General features: G+C 22.8%; 22 protein-coding genes. 16 read left to right on the forward strand and 6 right to left on the reverse strand.

All coding sequences use genetic code 11. The features are described from left to right. Positions 1 to 20 precede the first annotated feature (20 nt). The 7 genes from B8063_RS05725 to B8063_RS05755 all read left to right on the forward strand — a co-directional run bounded on the left by B8063_RS05725 (position 21) and on the right by B8063_RS05755 (position 8,100). On the forward strand, positions 21 to 1,595 hold the full coding sequence (locus tag B8063_RS05725) for a hypothetical protein (RefSeq protein WP_085070338.1): 1,575 nt from the start codon (positions 21 to 23) through the stop codon (positions 1,593 to 1,595). Between the two features lie 19 nt (positions 1,596 to 1,614). Beyond that, positions 1,615 to 2,460, forward strand: a complete 846-nt coding sequence (locus B8063_RS05730; RefSeq protein ID WP_085070340.1) for a glycosyltransferase family 2 protein — start codon at positions 1,615 to 1,617, stop codon at positions 2,458 to 2,460. Positions 2,461 to 2,536: 76 nt separating this feature from the next. After that, complete coding sequence (locus B8063_RS05735) at positions 2,537 to 3,217, forward strand: acylneuraminate cytidylyltransferase family protein (RefSeq protein ID WP_085070342.1); 681 nt, start codon at positions 2,537 to 2,539, stop codon at positions 3,215 to 3,217. Beyond that, entirely contained in the window at positions 3,201 to 4,055 is an 855-nt protein-coding gene (locus B8063_RS05740) for a 6-hydroxymethylpterin diphosphokinase MptE-like protein (protein WP_085070344.1), read from the forward strand. Before B8063_RS05735 ends, B8063_RS05740 begins: the two co-directional genes overlap by 17 nt. A gap of 6 nt (positions 4,056 to 4,061) precedes the next feature. Further along, positions 4,062 to 5,870, forward strand: coding sequence for an asparagine synthase (glutamine-hydrolyzing) (gene asnB / locus B8063_RS05745; RefSeq protein ID WP_085070345.1), 1,809 nt, complete (start codon positions 4,062 to 4,064; stop codon positions 5,868 to 5,870). After that, the gene (locus tag B8063_RS05750) at positions 5,857 to 7,014 is read left to right on the forward strand and encodes a glycosyltransferase (protein WP_085070347.1); all 1,158 of its coding nucleotides are present in this window, start codon (positions 5,857 to 5,859) and stop codon (positions 7,012 to 7,014) included. Before asnB (B8063_RS05745) ends, B8063_RS05750 begins: the two co-directional genes overlap by 14 nt. Before the next feature lie 9 nt (positions 7,015 to 7,023). Beyond that, positions 7,024 to 8,100, forward strand: coding sequence for a glycosyltransferase (locus B8063_RS05755; protein ID WP_085070349.1), 1,077 nt, complete (start codon positions 7,024 to 7,026; stop codon positions 8,098 to 8,100). Here the strand turns inward: B8063_RS05755 and B8063_RS05760 are convergent. Beyond that, a complete protein-coding gene (locus tag B8063_RS05760) occupies positions 8,092 to 9,105 on the reverse strand; it encodes a glycosyltransferase family protein (RefSeq protein WP_198150955.1) in 1,014 nt (337 codons plus the stop codon). The genes B8063_RS05755 and B8063_RS05760 overlap by 9 nt on opposite strands. A 365-nt stretch (positions 9,106 to 9,470) precedes the next feature. On the opposite strand from B8063_RS05760, the gene B8063_RS05765 reads away from it, so the two are divergent. Genes B8063_RS05765 through B8063_RS05775 form a run of 3 tightly spaced genes read left to right on the forward strand, consistent with a single transcriptional unit; the run spans position 9,471 to position 13,052 of the window. Beyond that, positions 9,471 to 10,703, forward strand: coding sequence for a hypothetical protein (locus B8063_RS05765; RefSeq protein ID WP_157101722.1), 1,233 nt, complete (start codon positions 9,471 to 9,473; stop codon positions 10,701 to 10,703). Beyond that, positions 10,703 to 11,512, forward strand: a complete 810-nt coding sequence (locus B8063_RS05770; RefSeq protein WP_085070355.1) for an aldo/keto reductase — start codon at positions 10,703 to 10,705, stop codon at positions 11,510 to 11,512. The genes B8063_RS05765 and B8063_RS05770 overlap by 1 nt, the downstream gene beginning before the upstream one ends. After that, entirely contained in the window at positions 11,505 to 13,052 is a 1,548-nt protein-coding gene (locus B8063_RS05775; protein WP_085070357.1) for a GMC oxidoreductase, read from the forward strand. The genes B8063_RS05770 and B8063_RS05775 overlap by 8 nt, the downstream gene beginning before the upstream one ends. On the opposite strand, the gene B8063_RS05780 is transcribed toward B8063_RS05775, so the two are convergent. From B8063_RS05780 to B8063_RS05800, 5 genes are all read right to left on the reverse strand, one after another. After that, the gene (locus B8063_RS05780) at positions 13,039 to 13,743 is read right to left on the reverse strand and encodes a methyltransferase domain-containing protein (RefSeq protein WP_085070359.1); all 705 of its coding nucleotides are present in this window, start codon (positions 13,741 to 13,743) and stop codon (positions 13,039 to 13,041) included. The two genes, B8063_RS05775 and B8063_RS05780, sit on opposite strands and share 14 nt — an antisense overlap. Positions 13,744 to 13,865: 122 nt before the next feature. Next, entirely contained in the window at positions 13,866 to 15,035 is a 1,170-nt protein-coding gene (locus B8063_RS05785; protein WP_085070361.1) for a glycosyltransferase family 4 protein, read from the reverse strand. Further along, positions 15,035 to 16,828, reverse strand: coding sequence for an asparagine synthase (glutamine-hydrolyzing) (asnB, locus tag B8063_RS05790; protein WP_085070363.1), 1,794 nt, complete (start codon positions 16,826 to 16,828; stop codon positions 15,035 to 15,037). Before asnB (B8063_RS05790) ends, B8063_RS05785 begins: the two co-directional genes overlap by 1 nt. 1 nt (position 16,829) lies before the next feature. Next, the gene (locus B8063_RS05795) at positions 16,830 to 17,549 is read right to left on the reverse strand and encodes an FkbM family methyltransferase (RefSeq protein ID WP_085070365.1); all 720 of its coding nucleotides are present in this window, start codon (positions 17,547 to 17,549) and stop codon (positions 16,830 to 16,832) included. Next, positions 17,550 to 18,881: a hypothetical protein gene (locus B8063_RS05800; RefSeq protein WP_085070367.1), complete on the reverse strand. Its 1,332-nt coding sequence runs from the start codon at positions 18,879 to 18,881 to the stop codon at positions 17,550 to 17,552. It lies immediately after the preceding gene. Between the two features lie 50 nt (positions 18,882 to 18,931). Between B8063_RS05800 and B8063_RS05805 the strand changes: the two genes are divergently transcribed. From B8063_RS05805 to B8063_RS05830, 6 genes are all read left to right on the forward strand, one after another. After that, positions 18,932 to 19,126, forward strand: a complete 195-nt coding sequence (locus tag B8063_RS05805; RefSeq protein WP_085070369.1) for a hypothetical protein — start codon at positions 18,932 to 18,934, stop codon at positions 19,124 to 19,126. Beyond that, positions 19,116 to 19,874 carry an FkbM family methyltransferase gene (locus B8063_RS05810; protein WP_085070371.1) on the forward strand — a complete coding sequence of 253 codons (759 nt, stop codon included), beginning with the start codon at positions 19,116 to 19,118 and terminating at the stop codon, positions 19,872 to 19,874. The genes B8063_RS05805 and B8063_RS05810 overlap by 11 nt, the downstream gene beginning before the upstream one ends. Further along, positions 19,875 to 20,597, forward strand: a complete 723-nt coding sequence (locus B8063_RS05815; RefSeq protein ID WP_085070373.1) for a WecB/TagA/CpsF family glycosyltransferase — start codon at positions 19,875 to 19,877, stop codon at positions 20,595 to 20,597. A gap of 200 nt (positions 20,598 to 20,797) precedes the next feature. After that, entirely contained in the window at positions 20,798 to 21,697 is a 900-nt protein-coding gene (locus B8063_RS05820) for a class I SAM-dependent methyltransferase (RefSeq protein WP_085070375.1), read from the forward strand. A gap of 150 nt (positions 21,698 to 21,847) precedes the next feature. After that, on the forward strand, positions 21,848 to 23,368 hold the full coding sequence (locus tag B8063_RS05825; protein WP_085070377.1) for a hypothetical protein: 1,521 nt from the start codon (positions 21,848 to 21,850) through the stop codon (positions 23,366 to 23,368). A gap of 82 nt (positions 23,369 to 23,450) precedes the next feature. After that, positions 23,451 to 24,461: an NAD-dependent epimerase/dehydratase family protein gene (locus B8063_RS05830; RefSeq protein WP_085070379.1), complete on the forward strand. Its 1,011-nt coding sequence runs from the start codon at positions 23,451 to 23,453 to the stop codon at positions 24,459 to 24,461. The last annotated feature ends 80 nt before the right edge of the window (positions 24,462 to 24,541 follow it).

A 24,541-nucleotide genomic window follows, 5' to 3' on the forward strand; every position in this document is an offset into this window, starting at 1 on the left:
AAATAATTATCAAAATTGTAATGAAAATATATTCAATTACTGAAATTTTAGAAGCTAGCAACAATATACTTGAGAGAAAAAAATTTAAAACTATCAAAGCCGTCGAGGTTAAAAAAAAATCAATAATTGAACCTCTTATTTTAAATAACCCTGTTGATAAAAAATCTGAAATAATTTCAACAAAAAATTTAAAATCAAATAATTTTAACAAAGATTTAAATAAAAAAAATATAGATTTAAAAAAACAATCAAAAAAATTCGAAAATAATGAAATTGTCAACGAGTTATATAAATTATTAGGTAGAAAATTTAGAAAAAGTACAATCAAAGTTATTTTTGATCAGCAAGTTGAAAATAATAAGTTAAGAAAAATTATAAAGGAATTAAGACAAAAAGATTTACAAAATTTAAAAAATAATAAAAAACTTAAAGATCAAATTGCAGATTTAATAAATAATGAAAAAATACTCAATTTTAAATTTGTTAATTTTCAAAAAGATCTAAAAAATCAATCAGATAAGGAATTAATCTTAATTAATAAAAATAGAGCACTAGAAAATGAGAATTTACATTTAAACAAATCTATTAATTCACTTAAACAGACTTATAATTCTTTGGAAAAAAATAATGAAGTTTTAAAAGATAAAATAAATGTTTTAATTGAAAATGAAAGTAACTATTTAAATTCAAATAGTAAATTTGAGGAAAAATTATTAGTTTTAACTGAATCAAAAAACTTTTTATCTGAACAAACTAAACAGTTGAAAGAAGAATTAGAACTTATTCAAAAAAATGAAAAGTTGTTATTGAGCAACAATAATAAACTTCAACGTGAAGTTTCCTTGTTAAATAAAAATAAGAAGCTTTTAATAGAAATTAATGACCAATATCATGAACAAATTACAGAATTAGAAAAAAATAAAATCAAATTAATAGATGAGAAAACCAGCTTAGAAAAAATTAATAATTCAATTGAAAGTAGTAAACAAAATTTAATAGAAAATAATTATAAATTAAAGAATGAGATTTCAAACTTAATTGAAAAAGAGAAAAATCTTATTAAAAATAATAGATCTTTAGAATTAGAGAATAATTCAATTAAAAAAATGTCAGATGAAAAATCTGAGGAAAAACAAAAAATACTAAACGAAATGAATACAAACTTGCAGTATGAACTATCTTCACTAAGAGATAGTGAGAGAAAATTAATTAAAAATAATAAAAAAATGCATGAGGAGTTAATTAAATTGCGAGCAAGCGGTAAGCAAGATAATTCAAATTATAATATTGAGGAATTAAATAATCTAAAAGAAAAAGTTATGTTCTTTCAAGAGGAAAATTTAAGATTAAGTCACAACTTATCAAACTCCCAAAAAAAATATGATATTATGAAAGAACAATTAACAGATATAGAAAACGAGAAAAGCAAAATATCTGAAAAGATTTCTGAGTTAACAAACTCATTAGGAAAAACTAATCTCGTAAAAAATCCATTTAAAGAAAAGAAAATTAAAGATATTTCAAAAAGTATTAAAAATATTGAGAATGAATTAGATTTAGACACTAAAATAAAAAATATCTTTACTAAATCATAATAATTTTTCGAAATACATAATGTTAGCAAATATAACGGCAATTATTCTTACCTATAATGAAGAAAAACACATAAAGAGATGTATTTTATCAATTAAAAAATTTGTTAAAAATATTATAATAATTGATAGTTTTTCAACAGATCAAACACTAGAGATTGCAAAAAAATTTAAAGTTAAAATTTATAAGCATAAGTTTATTAATCAAGCTAAGCAAATAAACTGGGCATTAAAAAAAATAAAATTTCAAACAAGTTGGATCTTAAGAATAGATGCCGATGAATATTTAACAAAAGAATTAAAGAAAGAAGTTAAAACACATATCAATACTTTGAATTCTAATTATGATGGTATTTCATTTAATAGAGTAATTAAATTTTTAAATAAAGAAATTTATTATGGTGGGACTTCACCGCATAAGACACTTAGAATTTGGAAAAATAAAAAAGGCAAATGTGAGAATGTTTGGATGGATGAGCAAATTATTGTTAAAGGTAAAGTATTTCATTTAAATCAAAATTTAATAGATGAAAATTTAAATGATCTGAAGTGGTGGAAGTTAAAACACAGAAATTATGCTAAGAGAGAAGCTATAAGTTTTCTATATAATAAAAAAAACAAAAACAAATCTAAATTTGAAAAAAAATTAAATAATGTAAGAAAAAGTAAACATCTCAAAGAAAAAATTTATTATAAATTTCCAATTTTTGTACGACCATTATTATTTTTTTTATATTCTCTGATATTTAAACTTGGAATTGTTACTGGTTGGCAAGGTTTAGTTTTTTATTATTATCAAACTTTATGGTTTAGATTATTGGTTGATATTAATATTTTTAAATTGAGTTGGTTGTTTAGAAAGAAATAGATTAAAAAAAGTAAAACTATGAGATAAATTAAAAGTACTTGATTTATTAATAGCAGCTTTATGAATATAAATAGATATGAATAAAAATATTGATATTTTTTTACCATGCAAAAGCTCAAGTGTTAGAGTCAAAAATAAAAATATCAAACCATTTTGTGATAAAAAATTTGGGTTATTTCAAATAAAAATTGAGCAACTTATTTTAATCAATCAAATTAATAAAATTGTAGTATCAACAAATGATAATAAAATTTTAAACTTTCTAGATAAAAGGAAATACTCTAAAATAATTATTGATAAAAGACCCGAAAATTTATGCCGGAGTTCAACTTCTACTGATGATTTAATAAAATATGTACCAAAAGTTATACAAACAGAACATATATTGTGGACACATGTTACATCTCCTTTTTTTAATAATAAAGATTATGAAAAAGCTATTAAATTGTATTTTAAAAATATTACCAAAAAAGATTCACTGATGGGAGTTTCCCAAGCTCAAGAATTTATATATGATAAATATAAACCAATAAATTTTAATAAGAAAAAAGAGAAATGGCCAAGAACACAAACTTTAAAAAAATTATATTTTGTAAATAATACAGTTTTTATTACTTCGAGAAATAATTATCTCAAATACAAAGATAGAATTGGAAAAAAACCTATTTTAATGAATATAGAAAAAATAAAATCTTTTGATATTGATTGGCCAGAAGATTTTAAAATAGCTGAAAAAATTTATGAAAGCATTTTTTAAAAAATTAAAATATAACCCTTTTGAAATTGCAGATGCTTTAGTATTAGATTTAATTAATTTTTATGAATTTATCTCTTTCTATGGATTAAAAATTTTTGGAAAATATAATTTTTTAAGAAGAAATGAAATTTTAAGAAATAATTATAAAGATAAAAGGATTTTTTTATTAGGCAATGCTCCATCTTTAAATAACTTTGATTTAAAAAAGTTAAGTAATGAAATTGTCATAATGGTAAATAGATCTTTTATGCATGAAGATTATGATAAAATAAAACCAAAATTTCATCTAATCTTAGATTCAAAAATGGAAACCGGTGAGTGGCCAATAGATTACATAGAAATTATTTTATCTAAAAATCCTGAAGTCAATTTATTATTAAATGCAAAATGGTTTAGTTTAGATAAGTTTAAAAAATACCAAAAATATAAAAATATTTTTTGGATCAAGAGCAAATCAATCTCTTTATTTTTTAATAATTTCAATAATAATATAGCTTCTTTATTTTCTTCTACAGCAGTTGTTGAGCAAGGTTTAAGCCTTGCAATATATCTTGGTTCAAAAAAAATTTATATTATGGGAGTTGAGCTTAATGGAATTTTGAATCTAATGAATGATAAGGAAAGTCATTTTAATGGAAAAGATCCAGATTATGAAAAATCTAATTCTTGGCATTGGGCTAGAGCTATGAATAGTAGTTCAAGAGGAATTAGACAATTTCACAGGATAAATGAGCTTTGTGAAAAAAATGGTATAAAATTAATTAATTTATCTAACACCGGACTTCTAGATTTTATTCCAAAAGATAATTATGAGACTATTCTAAAAAGTGATAAATAGCTCTTAATGTGTGGAATCTCTGGAATATTTAATTACTCTAATAAATATTTTAATGGCCAACCCATAATTAAAAAAATAAATGATATTCAATCTGATAGGGGACCAGATGATAATGGTATTTTCGAGTCAAATAATAAAAAAATAATTTTTGGACATACGCGTTTATCAATTATTGATTTATCAAAAGACGCAAAACAACCTTTTATATCTAAAGATGAGGATTATATTTTAACATTTAATGGTGAGATTTATAATTATAAAGAATTAAAAAATGAACTTATTAAAATGAATGTGTCATTTAAAAGTAATTCCGATACAGAAGTATTAGTCGAGACATACAAAATGTGGGGAACAAAATGTCTAGATAAATTAAGAGGAATGTTTGCCTTTGCTTTATGGGATAAAAAAAAAAATATTCTGTTTTTAGCCAGAGATCCATTTGGAATTAAACCTCTATATTATAGTAATATTGGAGGTATTTTTTATTTTGCCTCACAAATTAAAAGTCTACTTTCAATCAAAGAGATAAGTAAAACAAAAAATAATGAAAGTGTATTTAATTATTATTTATGGGGAAATATTTTGGAACCATCAACAATATACAAAGATATAATGTCATTAGAAAAAGGCAGTTATAAAATTATAAATATTAACGGAAGTATTCAAAATTTTAATTATGCAAATATTAAAGAAACTATACTAAAATCTGAAAATTTTACTTTTAAAAACAAATTAGAATCTCAAGAGTATTTAAAAGAGATAATTGATGACACGGTTAAAGCACATCAAATATCTGATGTACCGGTTCAAATCTTATTATCAGCAGGTATAGACTCAAACGCTATTCTTGCATCAACAAATAATACTTTTAAGGAAAATCTTACATCTTTAACTGTTGATTTTGGTTATGATAATAATGACGAAACCTACTTAGCTAGCTTATCGTCCAGAAATAATAATATTAAACATAATGTCGAAAAAATCTCATTAAATGAGTCTGATGATTTATTAAAAAAATTTTTCAAAAAAATGGACTCCCCAACAAATGATGGTTTTAATAGTTTTTCAGCATCTTATGCTGCCAAAAAAAGTAAAAACAAAGTATTATTAACAGGCGTTGGAGGAGATGAATTATTTTCTGGTTATCCTAGTTTTAATAGAATTCCAAAAATCACAAAGATAATGAACATGCTACCCAGCAATATAGATCTCGAAAATTTTTATTTAAGTAAATTTGAAAAATTTTTAAAAAACAACAAACTAAATACAAAAATTGCAGGTTTGTTTAAGTATGGTAAAAGTGTAGATAAAGCTTTTTTACTTCAAAGATCCTTGTTTTTGCCTGAAGAAATTCAAGAAATTTTACTCTCAAATCAAAATCAACTTAATATAAATCAATTGAATATATTTAATTCAATTGAAGATGACGTGAAAGGATTTGAGAATATGAGAGTTTCAATTATTTATTTAGAGATTAAATATTATCTATGTGCCAAATTACTTAAAGATATGGACTGGACATCTATGTCAAATTCGATTGAGATGAGAACACCATTTGTGGATTGGATTTTTTTCAAAAAAATCATACCTCTAATTAAGTCAAATATAAAAGTTGAAAAAAAAGATCTTTTTAATTGCTATTCAGAAAAACTTCCCACAGAGATATATAAGCGAAAAAAAACAGGTTTTTCAATACCACATAAAAAACTTTTAAACCAATATACTAATTCTAATTACCACTTAAAATATTCTAAACCGATTAAAGATTGGTCAATTTTTTGTTTTAAAAATTACCTAAGTTATGAAAAAAATTAAAATTTTAAGGATTATTCATACATTAGACCCAAATTTTGGAGGCCCTCAAAATGCAATAATTGATAATTCTTTAGCACTCACTAAAAAAGGTTTCATTGTTAATATTTTAACAAGCGATCGAAAGAATATTTATAAAAATAATCATAAATTAATTAAAATTTTTAATGTTGGCCCATCCTTTTTAAAATATGGCTTTAATATTAAATTGATATTTTGGTTAGTTAGAAATAAAAAAAAATATGACATGTTTATTATCCACGGTCTGTGGACTTTTTATACATTAATAGCAAGATTTCTTTTAAAAAATAAATATTTTGTTTTTGCTCATGGACAATTAGACCCTTTTTTTAGTATTAATTTTTTAAAAAAAATCAAAAAAAAATTTTATTGGTATTTAATTGAAAATAAAAATCTTATTAAATCTAATTCATTACTGCTAACTTCAGAAAATGAAAAAAAACTTTTATCAAATACATATGTAAATACGAGTAAGATTAGAAAAAAAAATGTTTCTTACGGCATATTGAGGCCAAAATTTAATATAACTAATGTTAAAAAATTATTTTATAAAAAGTTTCCAAATTTAAAAAATAAATATTTTCTAATTTTTTTAGGTAGATTTCATGAAAAAAAAGGATGTGACAAACTTCTTAAAGCCTTAAGGATTTTAAAAAAACAAAATATTAAAATTAGATTGTTATTAGCAGGTCCTGATAATGATTATAAAAGTAAGTTAAAGCAATTAAGTAAAAAATTAGATATAGATGATCAAATTTATTGGTCAAATGCCATTAAAGATGAGACAAAATGGGGAGCATTATATTTATCACAGGGAATGGTTTTATGTTCAAATGGTGAGAATTTTGGAGTTTCTCTCGTTGAATCGCTTAGTATGGGAAAGCCAGTCTTGACTACTAATAAGGTCAATATCTACGATAAAATTAAGAAATATAAATGTGGTCTTATATCTAAAAATAATTCTTTAAGTTTTTCAGGGATCTTAAATCAATATTTTAAATTTAATAAAAAAACTTTAGAAAGGTATTCAGAAAACTCAATAAAATGTTTTAATAAAGAATTTAATTTAGAAAATAATATTAATATTTTTTCCGATTATCTTAAAAAATTTGCCAATAAAGTTTGAAAAAATAAAATGAAAGTAAGATTTTTTTTCAGTTTTAAAAAAGATAATCGTAAAAGCATGGATATTCTAGGATACTTAATTTTTAATGGTCTTAAAAAATTTAAAAATGTAAAAACTTCATTTTTTATTCCTAAAATTAAATTTAATTTTTTTTTATTTAACAATATTAATCAAATGAGATTTGAAAGATTTATTTCCTATCCACTCCAGGTAATTAGGATTAGACATGCTGATATAGCTCATATAATTGATCACGGTTATTGTCATTTATTTTATTTTTTAAATGCAAAATTTAAAATAATTACTTTTAACGATTTAATTCCAATTCTTTTTGAAAAAAAATTAAAAATAAATAATTTTTTATTAAAATTTTCATTATCATTTATTAATAAATATGATCATATTATTTCAATAAGCCAACAAAGTAAAAATGATTTAATTAGATATAAAAAAATAGATCCAAAAAAGATATCTGTAATATATCCACCAGTTGAAGAATCTATTTTTAACTTAAAGAGAATTAATAAATTAAAAATTTTTAAAAAATACAACCTTCCACCCAAACCAAAGAAGATAATTGTATTTGATCGTGTTTTTTATAAAAATTTTGAATTCTCATTAAAGATATTTAAGAAAATATTAAACTTAAATGAAAATATTATATTAATAAAAATTGGCAATTTTAAAGACCTAACTCATGAAATTTGCCACAGTAAGATACATCAATTAAACCCTAAATCACGTATAGATATGTCAGAATTGTATAAATCTTGTGATTTATTATTATTTCCATCTTTATATGAGGGATACGGTCTACCTTGTATAGAAGCAATGAAATGTGGATTGCCAGTTGTTACAAGTAAAAATGGATCATTAAAAGAGATTATTCATAAAAAAAATTATTTTAATCTTAAAGATGAAAAAATTATTATAAGTCATATTTATAAACTCTTTTCTAACAAAAAGTTTTTTGAAATGAATAAAAAAATTTCAATTCAACAATCTAAAAAATTTAGAGAAAAAGATTACTATTTAAATATTTTCAAATTATATAAAAAAATAATAAATAAAGATAAACTAATTTAAAACTCTTTTAATGACTTGTTTCATTAAATTTTCGTGATTGAGTTTTAAAATTTTTGTTACTTTTATTTTACCTCTTTTAGCTATATCTTTTGCTTTTATTGGATTATTAAGGTAATAACAGCATTTTTTGAAACATTCCTCTGGAGATCTAAAATAAATTGCCTCTTTATTTTCGGTTAAAATCTTTGACATTGACTTGGTTCTTAAAGAGCAAATTAAAGTACCTATAGCAGGTATTTCAACAGATCTAGCAGTTATAGTATCTAAATTTTGCTCTGAAAAAAGACATAGTGCAATTTTAGAGCTTTGAATTAATTTTGAATAATCTGGATTTTTTACATTACCTAATTTTATAATATTCTTTAGTGAATTATAATTTTTATCTTTATTCCAGTGAGCGCCATAAATCTTGAAATCAAGGCCTAGTTTTTTTAGTTTATATAAAAATAAACCTTTCTGAGGTGACCAGGTTCCAATAAATATCACATTATTTCTAAATTTAACTTTTTCGAATTTAGAAATTTGAAAATTTTTATGAGTTTTTTTATCAAAACTAGGTAAATTGAGAAAACTATTTTTTAGACCTTTTTTTTTTGCAAGATGTATCCTTGATACATCTTGATATGCTATAAGATCATAATAAGGTGCTGCTTTATGAAATAATTTCCACTTATTTTTATCTCTTGATACAAATGGATTATCATTGCACATACAAATTATTTTTTCTGTCTTTTTTTTAAGTTCCTGTATTAGTTTTTTTCCAACTAGGTGACCCGGTTTGATTATTATTAAATGATACTTTGTATTAATTTTTGAGATAATTCTTTTAAATATTAAGTTTTCAAATATAGATGGAGAAATATGCCAAAATATTTTTTCAGTAATTTTTTTATAAGACAGAATATTTCTATCATCTATCAAAAAAGTTTTTTTATTAATCTTTTTTAATGCCAAATACTGTAAATAACTATTTCCAGATTTTGGACCAATAAATAATACTTTCATACTACGATTAATCATATAATAATAAAAAATTAATTTAATTTTAAAAACTCATTTTGCAAACAGTAAATCTTAAAAAATTAAGAAAAATAATTTTTTTTCTAACGTTTGTTACTTTTATTTATCAATCCTATATTTCAGTAAATTTAACAGATTTTATATGTGTGTTTCTTGTTTTTTTTTCAATGATATTGACAACTAATTATTGTCTAAATGATAATTTTTTTTTTAAATACCCAATATCGTTATTATTAATTTTTTTTTCTCATTTTATTAATTTAGGAGGATCATTATATCTAAAAACATACGAGCTATCTATTATAACAGAGCATTTAAGAGAGCCCATCCAAACTATTGGAAATCTAGTAATGTTTAATTTCGTAGTAATTATAAGTCATTTTACTTATACAAAACTAAAAATTTCTAAAATTTTACAATTAAAATTTCGTAAATTATTAATAAAATTTAAGTTAGATGATCTGCATGATTTAAAATTTTTATATTTTTTATCTTTTATAGCAGTTTTATCAAAATTATTTTTTTATGATTTTAATACACCAATAGAGTTTCAAATAAATTCGTCAGGCCCACCATTGTTAGGTGATATTATATATGGTTTTAAGTTTATTATTTATCTTCCAATTGTTATTTTTTTTTCAAAATATCTATATAAAAAAAAAATACATAAATCTCAAAGCACTTCATTTATCATCTATATTATTGCAATGGGTATTATCTCAATATCAACAAACGTAAGATCCATTCTATTTGATATATTAACAATGAGTATAATGTTTTCTTTTCTGATATTTATTTTTGATGAAAAAAGCGAGTTATTGAAAAAAAATATTTTAAAATTTTTCATAATTATAATTTTTTTATTTCCTTCAATAAATTTTCTAGAAAATTTTTCAAAAAATTTTGTTAATGAAAGATCTTCAGCAAAAACTAATACACCAATAGAAAATATTTATTCTTTTTTTAATAGTGAAAATAATTTTAAAAATAATAATAATAAATTTTCAGAAAAAACTTTTTTTTATGAGGAATATTATAAACATGGTTTATTTAACAGAATTAACATCCTGTTAGTAAATGATAACCTAATATTTGCTAAGAATAATTTATCTAAATTTCAAATTGATTTGGTGAAACAATTTCAGATTAATCAGATTATATCAATAGCGCCTCAGCCTATCATTAATATTTTTTTACAAGATTTTAATAAAAGTGATTATTTGAAATACTCTACAGCTAGTTATATTTACGGTATTATAGATAATATGTATGGTGTTAAGAGTATAGGATCTGTTCTTATTCATCTATATATAATTTTTGATATATATGTTTATTTAATTTTAATTTTTATATTTATTCCTTCTTTTATTATTTTTGATTCTTTTTATTTTCCTAGTGAAAAAAAATTTAGTCCTTATATATTAATATTTTTCTACACTACCAGTTTTGGAATATTAAATATGCTGGCAACTTCTGACATATCAAATGTATTTACATTGATATTAAGATCTATTCCACAAACTTTATTATACATAATTTTTGCTAGATACATTTTTAATTTGTTCGTAAAAAAAAATATTTAATGAAAAAAATTATTATACCTAATACAAATTTTGAATGTTCTAAATTAATATTTGGAACAGGAAGCTTATTAAATATATTTAATAAAAAGAAAAGGTTAGAATTATTAGAAAGTGCAGTAGATTTGGGTTTTACTCACTTTGATACATCACCATATTATGGTTTTGGTCTCGCTGAAGAAAATCTAGGCGAGATATTAAAAAAAAATAAAAGTTTAACTATAACTACAAAAGTATGTCTATATCCACCAAGTAAGCTAAGTCATAATTTTCTTGAAATGGTATTTAGAAAATCTATTGGTAAAATAATCCCACAATTATCAAAACCTAATATTGATTTTTCAATTAATTTTGCAAAAAAATCTATTGATACAAGTTTAAAAAAAATGAAAATTGATAACATTGATATATTATTAATTCATGAACCAATAATAAATCTTTTAAAGGTTGATGAATGGAAAAATTTTTTTGAGAATTTAATTAAAAGCGGCAAGATAAAACATTTTGGAATAGCCTCTATAAATTCATCGAGAATAAAAAAATTTTTAGACTCTGAAATAAAATTACATAACATAATACAAACACTAGATAGTATTGATTTACAAGAAGCAAATTTTATTTCAAATCATAATCTCCCATTTCAAATAACTTATGGTTATATTTCATCCTTAAGAAAGAGAAAGCCAAAGATACCATTAAAAAATGTTTTTAAAGATGTAATTAACCGTAATCCTGAGGGTGCAATTATTTTTAGCACTACGAAAAAAAAAAATTTATATGAAATCACAAATTTATTAAAAATAAATGATTAACAATTTAATTGGCAAAGGAAAATTAATTAAGTCAACTGATTTATGTATAATAGGTGCTGGAACCGTAGGGTTATTTGTTGGATCTTTGCTTGCAGAAAAAGGTATCAAAGTTTTAATATTAGAATCTGGCGACATGACTCAAGATAGTGAAACTCATGAACTTAATAAAACTATCTATACAAAAAATATTTATCATAGCTCAAATATTGGACGGTTTAGATGCATAGGTGGAACATCATCAAGATGGGGTGCTGCTATGTTACCTTTTTCTATTAAAGATTTTAAAAATGGAAAATGGCCAGTAACCTTTGATGAGATAAACAAATATTTAATTAAAGTTGAAAAATATTTTGATTTAAATAGTGGCTCATATTTATTTAAAGATAATTTAAATAATATTAATGATGACTTTATTTTGAAATACGCAAAACTTCCATCTTTTAAAAATAGAAATGTATATAATATTTTTAAATCGACAATTCATGAAAATCAGAATCTTCAAATTTGGCTAAACTCCACTGTTACTAAGTTTGATAAAAAACTTAATTCTTTGGATAATATAGTTGCTGAGAGCCAAGATGGTTCAAGTATAAATATTAAAGCTAAAAATTTCTTAATTTCAGCTGGTGCAATTGAAAGCACAAGGTTAATGTTACTTCTCGATAAACAAAACGACTTTTGTGTATCAAAATTTTCACCATCTCTAGGAAAATTTTTTTGCGATCATATTTCAATACCCGTATCAGATATAATTCCTAAAAATATTGATAAATTAAATAAAATTTTTGGCTATCACTTTGAAAAAAATAGAAATATGAAAAATATTATGTTCCAAATGTCAGAAAATACCAAAATTAGAGATTTCGTACCACCTTTTTTTGCTAGAGTTGTTTTTGAGGACATGGATGGAGGTTATGAAAATCTAAGAAATTTTTTTAGATCAATTCAAAGAAAAAAAGTTCCAACTTTAAAAGATTTTTTTGGAATAATCAGATCTTTGAATTGGATATTTAAAGCTCTTAGATGGCGATTAATGAATAAGAGACTTTTATTTCCTCAAAACCCTGCACTTGAAACATATATAATCATGGAGCAAGAGTCTTTAAGTTTAAATAAAATTTTTCTATCCCGCACTGAAAAAGATTTATTTGGTCAACCAATTGCTATTATTGAATGGTCGGCAAGTGAAAAAGATGCTGAAAATATTTTTAAAGCCGCAGACTATCTAAAAGATTTTTGGAATAATTCAGATTTAAATGAATATGGAATTTTTAAGATGAAATCAAAATCTGATATTAAAGAATTCATTAAAAATGCTGATGGTATTCATCATCCGAGTGGATCAACACGTATGGCCAATACAAAAGAAGAGGGTGTTGTAGATAAAGATTTGAATGTTTTTTCAATTGATAATTTAAAAATTTTATCTACATCTGTGTTTCCATCAGGAGGAGGAGCAAATCCAACAATGACTTTAATGATGCTTGGTTTAAGATGTATTGATCAATTTTTAGACAAAGAAGATACTAATTTTTCTTGAAAATTAAACAAAAGTTATTCATCATTATTGTTTTTGGAATAAAAAAAATTGCTAATTTATATAGAATCCTTTTGAAAAAATTACTTGGTTGATTGATATAAAATAATTTTTCTGAAAGTTGAAATTTGTTTTTATTTGCAAAATTTTCAATTATGGGTAGAGCGACTTTATATTGAATAAACCACTGGTGTTTGTGTCCAGGTTTTGTATTAATCATCTCTAATCCATGGGTTAAAATTCCTTTTCCAAACAAAAATTTTAAGCGAGCAATTAAATAGTCCTCATTTGGCAATCCAACTAAAACATATTTTGAAGATTTATATAAAGCTATTTTAAATAATTTCAAAAAACTATCAGTGTGCTCTAATACATCCATTAAAGCCACACAATCATATTTTGCCTTTAAATTATTGAGATATTCTTCTGTTTTTTGTGCATCTTTAAAATATTTTACATTTTTTGATTTTTTTTTTTTATAAATACCAACATTGGCGTCAACACCTAAATAATTAATATTTTTGCTAATAAGTTTTTGTAATATTCCATTACCACACCCTATATCTAAAAAACTATTAATATTATTTCTTTTTTTTAAAAAAAATTTAACAAAACTATATCCTTCGTGCGAACTACCTTTGGAATATATTGTATCTTTAACTAAATATGTATTATTTAAATTTTTTTTTAACATATTACATAGTTCTCAATGATTTTTTCATAAACAAGTATTTATTTTTCATAAGATTGAACTGTTATAAATATTTCATATATTATTATGTTTTTGTTTCCAATCAAATATTTTTAAATATCTCATTAGTTAATCATTAATTTTTCATTTATTAAAGACTCCAATTTTTTAAGATATTTCTCCCAATTATTTTCTTTTGAATAATTTTGTGCATTTAAGGAAAGTTCTTTTAGCAAAATTTTGTTATCTGCTAATAGAGTTAATTTATCAACAATTGAATTAATACTTCTTATAGGGACAACAAATCCACAATTAGATCTTCTAACAAAATCACCAGCTCCAGTATTTTCAGTTACTATAACAGGACATCCAGCAGCTGCTACCTCTAATATTGTATAAGCAAATCCTTCTTCTATACTTGGCAGGACATATGCATGACAGGTATTTATAAGATCATTTAATTTTAAATGATTTACATGCCCATAAGTAATAATATTTTCTTGTTGTAATTTTTTTTCATAAAAATGATTATCTGAAGTTTTTGACCCAACAACATGCAGTCTTTTGTTAGGATGTTTAAATTTTTTAAAAGCTTCAATAAGATAATGCAAACCTTTTCTTACAGATTTAGAAGCTAAAAATAATATGTCAAAGTATGTATTACTTTTTTTTATATTTTCATTTCTAAAAAAAATTTTATTGTTAACACCAAATTCTATAACTTTAACTTTATCATTTAACTTGTCTCCAAAGGTTGATTTATTAAAATTAGATGGAACCAATATCATATCTGCTTCTTCGTACTCTTCTCTTTCTCTATCTAAATACCATTTCTTTATTGGTGTATATTCTAAATTAAGACTTTTATACTCTTCTTGTAAAATATTATTCTGAAAATCTATGTGAGTTGAAAGTCTGTCACAGACATAAAACTTGCCTTTGCTTTTAATATTTTTTCCAGATTCAAGTCCACATTTAGATTGGGCAATTAAAACATCTATTTCATAGTCTTTGTCGATTATTTTTGAGGTAATTTTGTCAATTTGTTTATGTGCATTTATATTTAAGAAATGATCAATTTGTTTAAATGATTTGAGTTTAGCTATAGGTTCTCTTAAAACTCTTGTTAAACCATGCGCTACCACAAATCTTTTTGGAATTCCTTCTTTTTTTAATTTAAACCACGGATATCCAGAAATAATTTTTGATAATTGATTTTTTTTATATAATTCTTTTCCTATTTCAAAATGGTGAAATTTTCCTGCCGAATTCAGCAGATATTTTCTTTTTTTCATTAATTATTATTAAACATGTTCTTGTACCAAAGACCATAACTATAAGTTCTAAAAAAAATATCATAATTTTTTTTATTATTTGTAAGATTTATTAATTTTTCATTATTAATTAGAGGTATATTTTTAAAGTCATAAAATATCATCTCTTTCATTTTATTTAAATCTTTATCTATATATCCATATAGGTTTGAAGCAAATGCGAATTTAGGTTTATTTTTTAAGTATAAAGCCATCATAGAATGATTTCTTAATAGAGATTTAGTTCCGTTTTTAAAATGTCTTTCTCTTAATAATTCAGATGCAAAAAGATTTATGTCATCATATAAAAAAGGAACTCTGCATTCAATTCCATATGCCATAGAATTTTTATCTTCATAATCTAAAAAGGATTGCATTCCCCAATGAGACTTAAAATTTAGGATAATATTTTCCAAAATATTATTATCAATTTTTTTGTAGAAATTAAAATCCTTATAATCACAATCAATATTAAGGTGTTTAATTCGCTTTTTTAATTGAAATTGTTTATTTTTATTCAATAATTTAATATTGATTATTTCTTTAATTGATCGCAAAAAAAAATTTGTTGTTGGATTGAATTTTTTAAATTTATTTATTTCTTTAAAAAACTTAATGAAGTTAAACCTAGTCAACAAATCAGCTAAATAACCATATACATGCAAAGAGTATCCTAAAAAGTTTTCATCACCTCCATTTCCAGTAAACAGAACTTTGAATCCATCCTCTGAAACTTTCTTACATAAAAAATTGTGCATAGTACTAGAAGCGTCTGGTGTAGGCTGATCTAGATCGTATATTGTTTTTTGATGATGACTAAAAAAATTCAATTCATCTTCAAATACATAATGCTGTTTAAACTTGTAATCTTTAACTATTTTTTTAATATTTTCATTTTCAACATTTGGCTTATTTAATATAGATGAAAATGTATGTATTTCTTTATCTTTTAAATTGTTCTTAAGGATAATGCTTAATAATGAAGAATCTAAACCTCCTGATAATAAACAGGCAACTTTTTTATGTTCCGTTATAGTGTGATATTTGACCGACTTATCAAAGATTTTTTCGAATTCATCATCATTTTTTTTAAATAAATTTTTTTTTTCGTTTATGTATTTGTGTATTTTAAAGCTTCTATTATTTAAATCATAAACTACAAGATTACCAGGTTCTAGAATTTTAATATTTCTTATTAGAGTATTGCTAAATCCAATCAATTGACGATGTGCAATAAAATTTACTACTTCATGCTCATCTAAAACAATAGATTTTTTAACATGAATGTTCTTTAATAAAGTTTTGATTTCAGAGGCAAATATAAATACATTTGAGTTGGCAAAATAAAATAATGGTTTAATTCCAACTCTATCTCTAACAATTAGGATTCTATTTTTATTTTTATCATATATTGCAATTGCAAACATGCCCTTAATGTAATCAGTAAAATTTAGACCAAACTTTGAGTAAAGTTTTAAAATAATTTCTGTATCAGTATTACTTTTCAAATCTTCATTTGAAAAAAATTCTTTTTTTAGATCTTTGTAATTATAAATAGAGCCATTAAAAATTATAACATTTCCTGTGTTATCATCTGTCATAGGTTGTTTGGATTTATCAGATAAATCCATTATTTTTAGTAAAGCATGCATAAAACAGAAATTTTTATGTACAAAAAGATTTTGACTGTCGGGACCTCTATGCTCCATTGATTTGAGCATTAGATCTCTCTCAGCAGAACTATATTCACCTATAATACCAGCTAAACCGCACATATTAAAGTTTATCTTTTCTTTTAAACAATATATCTCTCTGTAAAAAATTAGTTTTATTAATCTTTGTATTTTTAGTTGATTTGAGTGGAAAAAAATTCCTCTTTTTTAAATAATTGATAATTTGTTTTTCTGTAGCTTGATTTTTATAAATTTTGCTTTTGGAAACTTCTATTAAAAGATAGTTTATTCTTTTAAGTATTTTTAATGATCCTTTTAAAACCTCCAACTCATATCCCTGAACATCTAATTTTAGTATAATTGGCTTTTCTAAATTTTTGTTAGATAAAATAGCATCTAATTTGAAAATTTGTATTTCTCTTCGTTCTATAATTTTATAATCATGATTTGGAGAATTTGGTTTATTAAATTTATAGAAGGATGAACTATCTTTTCTTTTTGTGATAAAAAAATTTTTTTTGCTATTTTTTTTCCCAATTGCAAAATTATAAAAAATAATTTTTTTTTTAAAGCTGAATAATTTTTTTTGTTTTTGTATTTCTTCTTTAATAGGTTCAAATGAAAATATACTAATATTTGGGAATAATTTTTCCAATAAAAGCATAAATTGACCTTTATTTGATCCCACATCTATAAGTGTTTTAATTTTTTTTATGGATTCAAATAATTTTAAAAGTTCAATATTTGCTGCAACACCATTTACTAAACCATAAATCCATAATTTGCTTTTACACAATATAAAGATTTTTTTTAACAAAATCATCTAAACTATTTTTATTTTTTTGTAATATTGGTAAGTAAAATAACAAACAAAAACAAAAATAAATAAGCTACTCATGAGATTAATATAAAAATAAAAATAAAATGAATAATCCATATTAAATAAAATATAAGTAGCAAAAAGAGTCGTTAGAGAAAAAAGTAAACTAATCATAGTTGTTTTAAAAAATTTATTCACAGCTTTAATTAAAACCTCTATAGAATTATATAGATTAAAGAAAAATGACTCCATTACAATTAAAAATAATAACATAAAAGTTAAGTCGTATTCATAATTTAACCAAAAGCCATATATTTCCTTACCAAATATTAAAGAACATAAAATATAAAATAAGAGAATTAATAAAGTAAATTTTATTTGGGTTTTAAAAATTAATATCAAATGATTAAATTTTTTTTGTCCAAAAGATTTTGAATATTCATAATAAAGAGAACTGTTAAATATATCTAAAAACCTATTAGGCAAATAATAAAATAATGTTTTTGTAGTTGATATTAAACCTACTATTGACGGACCAAAATAAAAACCACTAAGGATTAGAATACCATTATTTTTTATAATATTTGATACATTTTGAAAATAGAAACTTAGGGATAGTCTGAATAAAAATTTGATATATTTAAAATCATAATTGGAAAAAATAAGTGATAATTTTTTTTTATTATTTCGGTAAATAAAAAATAAAGTTAAATTTTTAAGAAAATTTATAATTAATAAAATAATTGCTGGATAAATTAGTTCACTAAAAAATATTCCACTTAAAGGTATTAATATTTTAATCATTACCTCATAGGACAAAGTGATATAATTATATATTGCAACATTACCAGTATAAGTTACACCGATAAAAAAAAAGTTGTCTAAAATTGTAAAATAAAATGCAAGTATAATTAATAATAAAATAGAATCTAAATTATTAATATCTATATTACTAAATATTTCGATATTAGAGTCTTGAATAAAAAAAATACCTAAACTTAAAAGTGTAAAAATAATCATGTTGAATAAAACTAAAAAAAATGAGTTACAAAAAATTTTGTTAACTTCTATATATTTTTTTTTTTCGAAATTCACTGACATCTCTGTACGTGATGCAAACGAAACATTGATATTAAAAATAGACAAAGTAGTTGGAATAGATGACAAAAATAACCAAACACCAAAATTTTCTACTCCCCATGTAAATAACATTGCAGGAGGATAAACAATCTGGATTAATGTTTGAAAAGAAAAAACTGAAAAAAAAGATATTATATTATTCGTAAATCTTTTGTATTGTAATTTTGTATAATTTAAAAAATTAGTATTTTTCATAAATTTAAATTATATTATATTTTCGTAAATAATTTTTAATTAAATTGATAATGATTTCTACAATAACAATAATACCAATGTTTGCTGAATATTATCTTGGTCGATTAATCAAAATTGACGCTAAAGAATTCATTTTAATTAATAGAGAAATAGTTAAAAGTAAAAGTTTGTGTAAAAAACAAAAAAAAATTTCTACATATAATAATTTATCTTACAGTCTAAATAATTGTAAATATGTTACCTAAAAATTTTAAACCTAGTGCAAATTATGCTCTTGTTAGGTTAGGAAAAGATAATGATGGAGGATATCTTATTTATAAAGAGTCTATAGAAAAAACTAAATTACTTTTATCATTTGGTATATCTGATGATTTCTCTTTTGAAAATGATTTCAAAAAAAAAAATAATTGTCCAATAATTGCTTTTGACCCTACTACGACAAATAAATTTTTTTTGAAAAAAATTATATTTAATTTTTTCAAATTTGAATTTAAAAATTTTTTAGGCGCTATATTTAATTTTTATAATTTTAAAAAATTTTTCAATAAAAAAGAAAATTTACTTGTACAAAAAAAAATAGGTGTAGGTGGCGGTTTAAACTATGAGACAATCACATTTGATCAAATCCTTGTGCTTTCAAAAGTAAATTCAAATTTTTTTTTAAAAATTGATATAGAGGGATCAGAATATAGAATTCTCGATGATTTAGTTAAAAATTCAAAATTAATAGTTGGTATAGCCATAGAGTTTCATGATGTTGATTTACATCTTGAAAAAATCTCAAATTTTATTGAAGAAATAGACTTAGATTTAGTTCATATTCATGCAAATAATTATTCTAAACCAGATAAACGAGATATTCCTACCGCAATTGAATTAACGTTTGCGCGAAATCCAATTAAGATCGGTAATAACTTAAACTTACCGCACAAATTAGATCAAAAAAATGATCCAAACTCAAAAAATATAGATCTTTTTTTTACTGAAAATTAAATGAAAGAATATGTTTTTTTTGGAATTAGATTTATTGATGGTGATTTTAAATCAATAAAACTTTTAATTGATAAAGGTGGGTTGCTAGTTTTGCCAGCTGCACCTGCATTAAAAGAAATTGATAATAATATAAAATATCATAATGCGCTTAAACACGCCGATATAGCTTTATTTGATAGTGGTTTTTTTTGTATATTATTAAATTTTTTAAAAAAGATAAAAGTTAAAAAGTATTCAGGATTAAAATTCTTAAAAGAATTTTTATTATCGCAAAAAAATACATCAAATATGATTTTGTCAATTGACCCTTCAAATAAAGATAAAATAATCAATAATAAATATCTTAAATCTATTGGCATAAAAAATTTCTTTCATTATATTGCGCCTATTTATCAATCTGATCTTATTGAAGACAAAGTTCTCTTAAACATTATAAATAAAAGAAAACCAAAGTACATAATCATAAATTTAGGAGGTGGGACACAGGAGTTATTAGGTAGTTATTTAAAAACAAATTTAAATTATAAACCATCAATTATATGTAGTGGAGCAGCAATAGCCTTTTTTACAGGGCAACAAGCCAGAATACCGTTATTTTTTGATAAAATTTATATAGGTTGGTTGATTAGAATAATATTTAACCCGTTTGTATTTTTACCAAGATACACTAAGGCCTTTAAATTAATTTTTTTGATGAAACATATTAAAAATAATAATAATTAAACAATAATCAATCATAGAGCGTAAAAAAACAAAAATTTAAATATAATTATTAATTAAAAATAAGTAATTTTGTTTTTTTCAAAAAAAACTAAACTTTAAAATAGACTTTACAAAAGAATTTGAATCAGATTAATAATTTTTTTGATATTAAATTCATATATAAAGTTTAATAATTAATAATATTTTAGATTTATTTAAAGATGTTTAAAAAAGATATTAAAGAAATATTAAAAAAATTATTATTAAAAATATTTAAAATTGGTTTAAGGTTTAAATTGATAATTTTGCCAGACCATTATTATGTACCTGTATCAAATATCTTAGAGCTGAATAAAGATAGGAGTTGGCAAAAGAAATCAAATTTAGATGGAATTTCAATCAATCTGGAACAACAGCTAGCGAATATGAAAAAAATTGTACAGCCTTTTAAAGAAGAGTATAAAAAAGGTAATTTATATAATGAAGCAATCAAATTAAATGCAGGACCAGGATATGGAACTATCGAGGCGCAAGCACTTTATGGAGTTATAAAATATTATTCTCCTAAAAAAATTGTTGAAATTGGGTCTGGAGTTTCTACTTTTATTATGTTGAAAACTGGTGCAAAAAATATTACTTGTATTGAACCTTACCCATCAAAATTTTTAAAGAACAATACCAATATACATTTAATAAATAAAAAATTACAGCAATGTGACGAAAAAATATTTGATGATTTATCTTATGGAGATTTTTTATTTATAGACTCCACGCATTCTTTAAAAATTGGAAGCGATGTATCTAAAATATACCTTGAGGTAATTCCAAAATTAAAACCAGGTGTAATAATTCATATTCATGATATTTTTTTTCCTTATAATTTCCAGAGGGATGCTAACAATACAATGTTTCAATGGTTAGAAACCCAAATGTTACAAGCATTATTAGTTAACAATTCAAAAATTGAAATTTTGTTTTGCATGAGCCATCTACATTATGAAAATCCAAATGAACTAAAGGAAATATTTCCAATGTATGAACCCCAAAAAGATTACAATGGTATAGAAATAAATGAAAGTAGAGGTTTTTTTCCTTCTTCTATTTATTTAATTACAAAATAAAAACACACGAAATTTTTATTCTGGAGTTTTATAATTTTTTCTATATCAAATTGATTAAGAGTTAAATAAAGCTTACAAAGTCAAAATTATTTAATTTATAATTTACAATTAAAACTATAATATGTTTGTGTTTATATTAATTATATTAAAATGAAAATTCTAGATTGCACTCTTAGAGATGGAGGATATTACACCGGTTGGGATTTTAGTGATGATTTGGTCAATAATTATTTAGATTTAGCCAAACATCTTCCAATAAATATTGTTGAAGTAGGTTATAGAGGCAATAGAAAAAAAAAATCTTATTTTGGTGAATATTATTTTCTTACAAAAACAAAACTACAAAACATAAAAAAGAAAATTGGCAATAGAACAAAGATTTCAATTATGATTGATTTGAAAGATTGGAAAACACCAAAAGAATTAGAATTGAATTTAAAAGATTGCAGATCATGTGTAGATTTAGTCAGATTTGCAGTTAACCCAAGAAACTTGTCAAAGATTAAAAAATACTTAGAGATTACAAAAAAACTGGGTTTTACAGTAGCGGTTAATTTAATGTACGTCCATTTAACTCTTAAAGATAAAAAAATAATTTCAAATGTTATTAAATTAAATAAGTATTACGATATTTTGTATTTAGTTGACTCTTACGGAACATTAATTCCTGGAGACGTAGGTAATATTATAAAGAAAATTAAATTAATAGATAAAAATTTAAAAATTGGATTTCATAGTCATAATAATTTAGAGCTAGCACTTTCAAATTCAATTGAGGCAATTGATCATAAAGTAGATTTTGTAGACTGTACTTTTACAGGTATGGGAAGAGGGGCTGGAAACTTAAAAACTGAATTGCTGTTATCTTATTTAGGAATTAGGTTGAATAAAATTAAAATTAAAAACTTCAAAAATATTGGCAATGTGGTTGATAAGTTTGAGGAGATTAGAAATGAGGAAAAATGGGGGGCTACTTTGCCCTATATGATATCAGGTTCTACAAATTCTCCTCAATCAGAAGCAATGCAATTAATAAAATCTAAAAGATATGATATGACAGACATTGTATCATATCTTTTTAAAAAAAAGGAAAAAAAAATTAATATTATCAAAAAATTAAATTTTAAAAAAAAAGAAGTTTTAATTATTGGTGGAGGAATTACAGTTAAAAAAAAAATAAATTATCTTCAAGAATTTCTAAAAGAAAAGAAAAATCTTTTTGTAATTTTTTCTAGCTCAAGAAATACAGAGTTATTCAAAAATTTATCTGCAAGATCTGTTACATGCATAACAGGAAATGAAATATTGAAAATTAATAAGAATTATTTAAACAAAAATAAATTCATTATTAATAATTTGATAGATGATAAAACTTTACTACCAAAAAAAAATCAAAACTTTTTTAAATTAAAAAAAAATCTACTTTCAAAAAAAATTAATAATTCACCTTTAGCTATATCTTTAGCTGCAGCCAAAGAAATAAATGCAAAAAAAATTTTTCTTATAGGATTTGATGGATTTAATAAAACTGACAAGATAAATAACTATAGTTTATTTAACGAAAATCAAAAAATTATAAATTTTTATGATAAGAGAATGAATATGGTTTTTTTAAGCGAAACAAGTTATGATGTTAAAAATAGAACTTCAATTTTCAAATATTTAAAATGATTTTTTTATTATATAAACAAAATTTTTTGTAAGTATTATTATTGTTAAATATTTTAATGATACAGCAATTTCTTGTTAATTTATGATTAAAAATAAAAAAATACTAATTGTTGGTGCCGGCGGCTTTATTGGAGGCCATTTAGTAAATCGATTGTTAAAAGATGGTAATTCTATAGTTGCCACTGATATAAAACCAAAAGAATTTTGGTTCCAAGATTTTTCAGAAGCTAAAAATCATTATGCAATGGATATGAAAGATATATCTAATTGCAGAGAGGTAACTAAAAATATTGATTTCGTTTTTAATATGGCATGTAATATGGGAGGGATGGGTTTTATTGAAAATAATAAAGCTGAATGTATGCAGTCCGTTTTAATAAATACAAACCTTTTGATAGCTTGCAACGAGAGTAAAGTTCATAAATATTTTTTTTCATCTAGTGCTTGTGCTTATAATACAAAGAAACAAGAAGATGTTTTTATTGATGGTTTAAAGGAGGAAGATGCTTACCCAGCAAATCCAGAAGATGGTTACGGATGGGAAAAATTATTTAGTGAAAGAATGTGCAGGCACTTTATGGAAGATTATGGTCTTGAGGTAAGAGTAGCACGCTATCATAATATCTATGGACCTTTTGGAACATACGATGGTGGTAGAGAAAAAGCACCAGCTGCTCTTTGTAGAAAAATTATTCAAGCCAAGAAAGAAAATAAAGATACGATAGATGTTTGGGGGGATGGTAAACAAACAAGAACTTTTTTGTACGTTGACGAATGTGTTGAAGGAACTTTAAGATTATTTGAGTCAAATTACTCAGGACCTTTAAATATAGGAAGCGATGAACAAGTTTCAATAAATCAAATGATTGAAATGATTGAAGATATTTCGAAAGTAAAAACTTTAAATAAAAATTATCAATTAGATAAACCCAAAGGTGTTAGAGGAAGATCTAGCAATAATGAATTGATAAAAAAAGTCCTTAATTGGAGTTATAAAATGAATTTAAAAGATGGACTAACAAAAACTTATAATTGGATTGAAAATGAAATGTCTAAAAAGGGTTCAAATTTAAATAGATTTACTAAGCCTTAAAATGTTAATTATTTATTAAATAAAATGAATTTTGAATACAAAAATAACATTATAAGTTTTGAAATAATTTTGCATAAGAT

The organism is Candidatus Pelagibacter sp. RS40 (assembly GCF_002101295.1).
Lineage (GTDB): Bacteria > Pseudomonadota > Alphaproteobacteria > Pelagibacterales > Pelagibacteraceae > Pelagibacter.

What these genes read in the sequence shown, in the direction of transcription:
- B8063_RS05725 (WP_085070338.1), top strand. Translation starts at nt 21, where the DNA reads ATGAAAATATATTCAATTACTGAAATTTTAGAAGCTAGCAACAATATA.
- B8063_RS05730 (WP_085070340.1), top strand. Translation starts at nt 1,615, where the DNA reads ATGTTAGCAAATATAACGGCAATTATTCTTACCTATAATGAAGAAAAA.
- B8063_RS05735 (WP_085070342.1), top strand. Translation starts at nt 2,537, where the DNA reads ATGAATAAAAATATTGATATTTTTTTACCATGCAAAAGCTCAAGTGTT.
- B8063_RS05740 (WP_085070344.1), top strand. Translation starts at nt 3,201, where the DNA reads ATGAAAGCATTTTTTAAAAAATTAAAATATAACCCTTTTGAAATTGCA.
- asnB (WP_085070345.1), top strand. Translation starts at nt 4,062, where the DNA reads ATGTGTGGAATCTCTGGAATATTTAATTACTCTAATAAATATTTTAAT.
- B8063_RS05750 (WP_085070347.1), top strand. Translation starts at nt 5,857, where the DNA reads ATGAAAAAAATTAAAATTTTAAGGATTATTCATACATTAGACCCAAAT.
- B8063_RS05755 (WP_085070349.1), top strand. Translation starts at nt 7,024, where the DNA reads ATGAAAGTAAGATTTTTTTTCAGTTTTAAAAAAGATAATCGTAAAAGC.
- B8063_RS05760 (WP_198150955.1), bottom strand. Translation starts at nt 9,105, where the DNA reads ATGAAAGTATTATTTATTGGTCCAAAATCTGGAAATAGTTATTTACAG.
- B8063_RS05765 (WP_157101722.1), top strand. Translation starts at nt 9,471, where the DNA reads ATGTTTAATTTCGTAGTAATTATAAGTCATTTTACTTATACAAAACTA.
- B8063_RS05770 (WP_085070355.1), top strand. Translation starts at nt 10,703, where the DNA reads ATGAAAAAAATTATTATACCTAATACAAATTTTGAATGTTCTAAATTA.
- B8063_RS05775 (WP_085070357.1), top strand. Translation starts at nt 11,505, where the DNA reads ATGATTAACAATTTAATTGGCAAAGGAAAATTAATTAAGTCAACTGAT.
- B8063_RS05780 (WP_085070359.1), bottom strand. Translation starts at nt 13,743, where the DNA reads ATGTTAAAAAAAAATTTAAATAATACATATTTAGTTAAAGATACAATA.
- B8063_RS05785 (WP_085070361.1), bottom strand. Translation starts at nt 15,035, where the DNA reads ATGAAAAAAAGAAAATATCTGCTGAATTCGGCAGGAAAATTTCACCAT.
- asnB (WP_085070363.1), bottom strand. Translation starts at nt 16,828, where the DNA reads ATGTGCGGTTTAGCTGGTATTATAGGTGAATATAGTTCTGCTGAGAGA.
- B8063_RS05795 (WP_085070365.1), bottom strand. Translation starts at nt 17,549, where the DNA reads ATGATTTTGTTAAAAAAAATCTTTATATTGTGTAAAAGCAAATTATGG.
- B8063_RS05800 (WP_085070367.1), bottom strand. Translation starts at nt 18,881, where the DNA reads ATGAAAAATACTAATTTTTTAAATTATACAAAATTACAATACAAAAGA.
- B8063_RS05805 (WP_085070369.1), top strand. Translation starts at nt 18,932, where the DNA reads ATGATTTCTACAATAACAATAATACCAATGTTTGCTGAATATTATCTT.
- B8063_RS05810 (WP_085070371.1), top strand. Translation starts at nt 19,116, where the DNA reads ATGTTACCTAAAAATTTTAAACCTAGTGCAAATTATGCTCTTGTTAGG.
- B8063_RS05815 (WP_085070373.1), top strand. Translation starts at nt 19,875, where the DNA reads ATGAAAGAATATGTTTTTTTTGGAATTAGATTTATTGATGGTGATTTT.
- B8063_RS05820 (WP_085070375.1), top strand. Translation starts at nt 20,798, where the DNA reads ATGTTTAAAAAAGATATTAAAGAAATATTAAAAAAATTATTATTAAAA.
- B8063_RS05825 (WP_085070377.1), top strand. Translation starts at nt 21,848, where the DNA reads ATGAAAATTCTAGATTGCACTCTTAGAGATGGAGGATATTACACCGGT.
- B8063_RS05830 (WP_085070379.1), top strand. Translation starts at nt 23,451, where the DNA reads ATGATTAAAAATAAAAAAATACTAATTGTTGGTGCCGGCGGCTTTATT.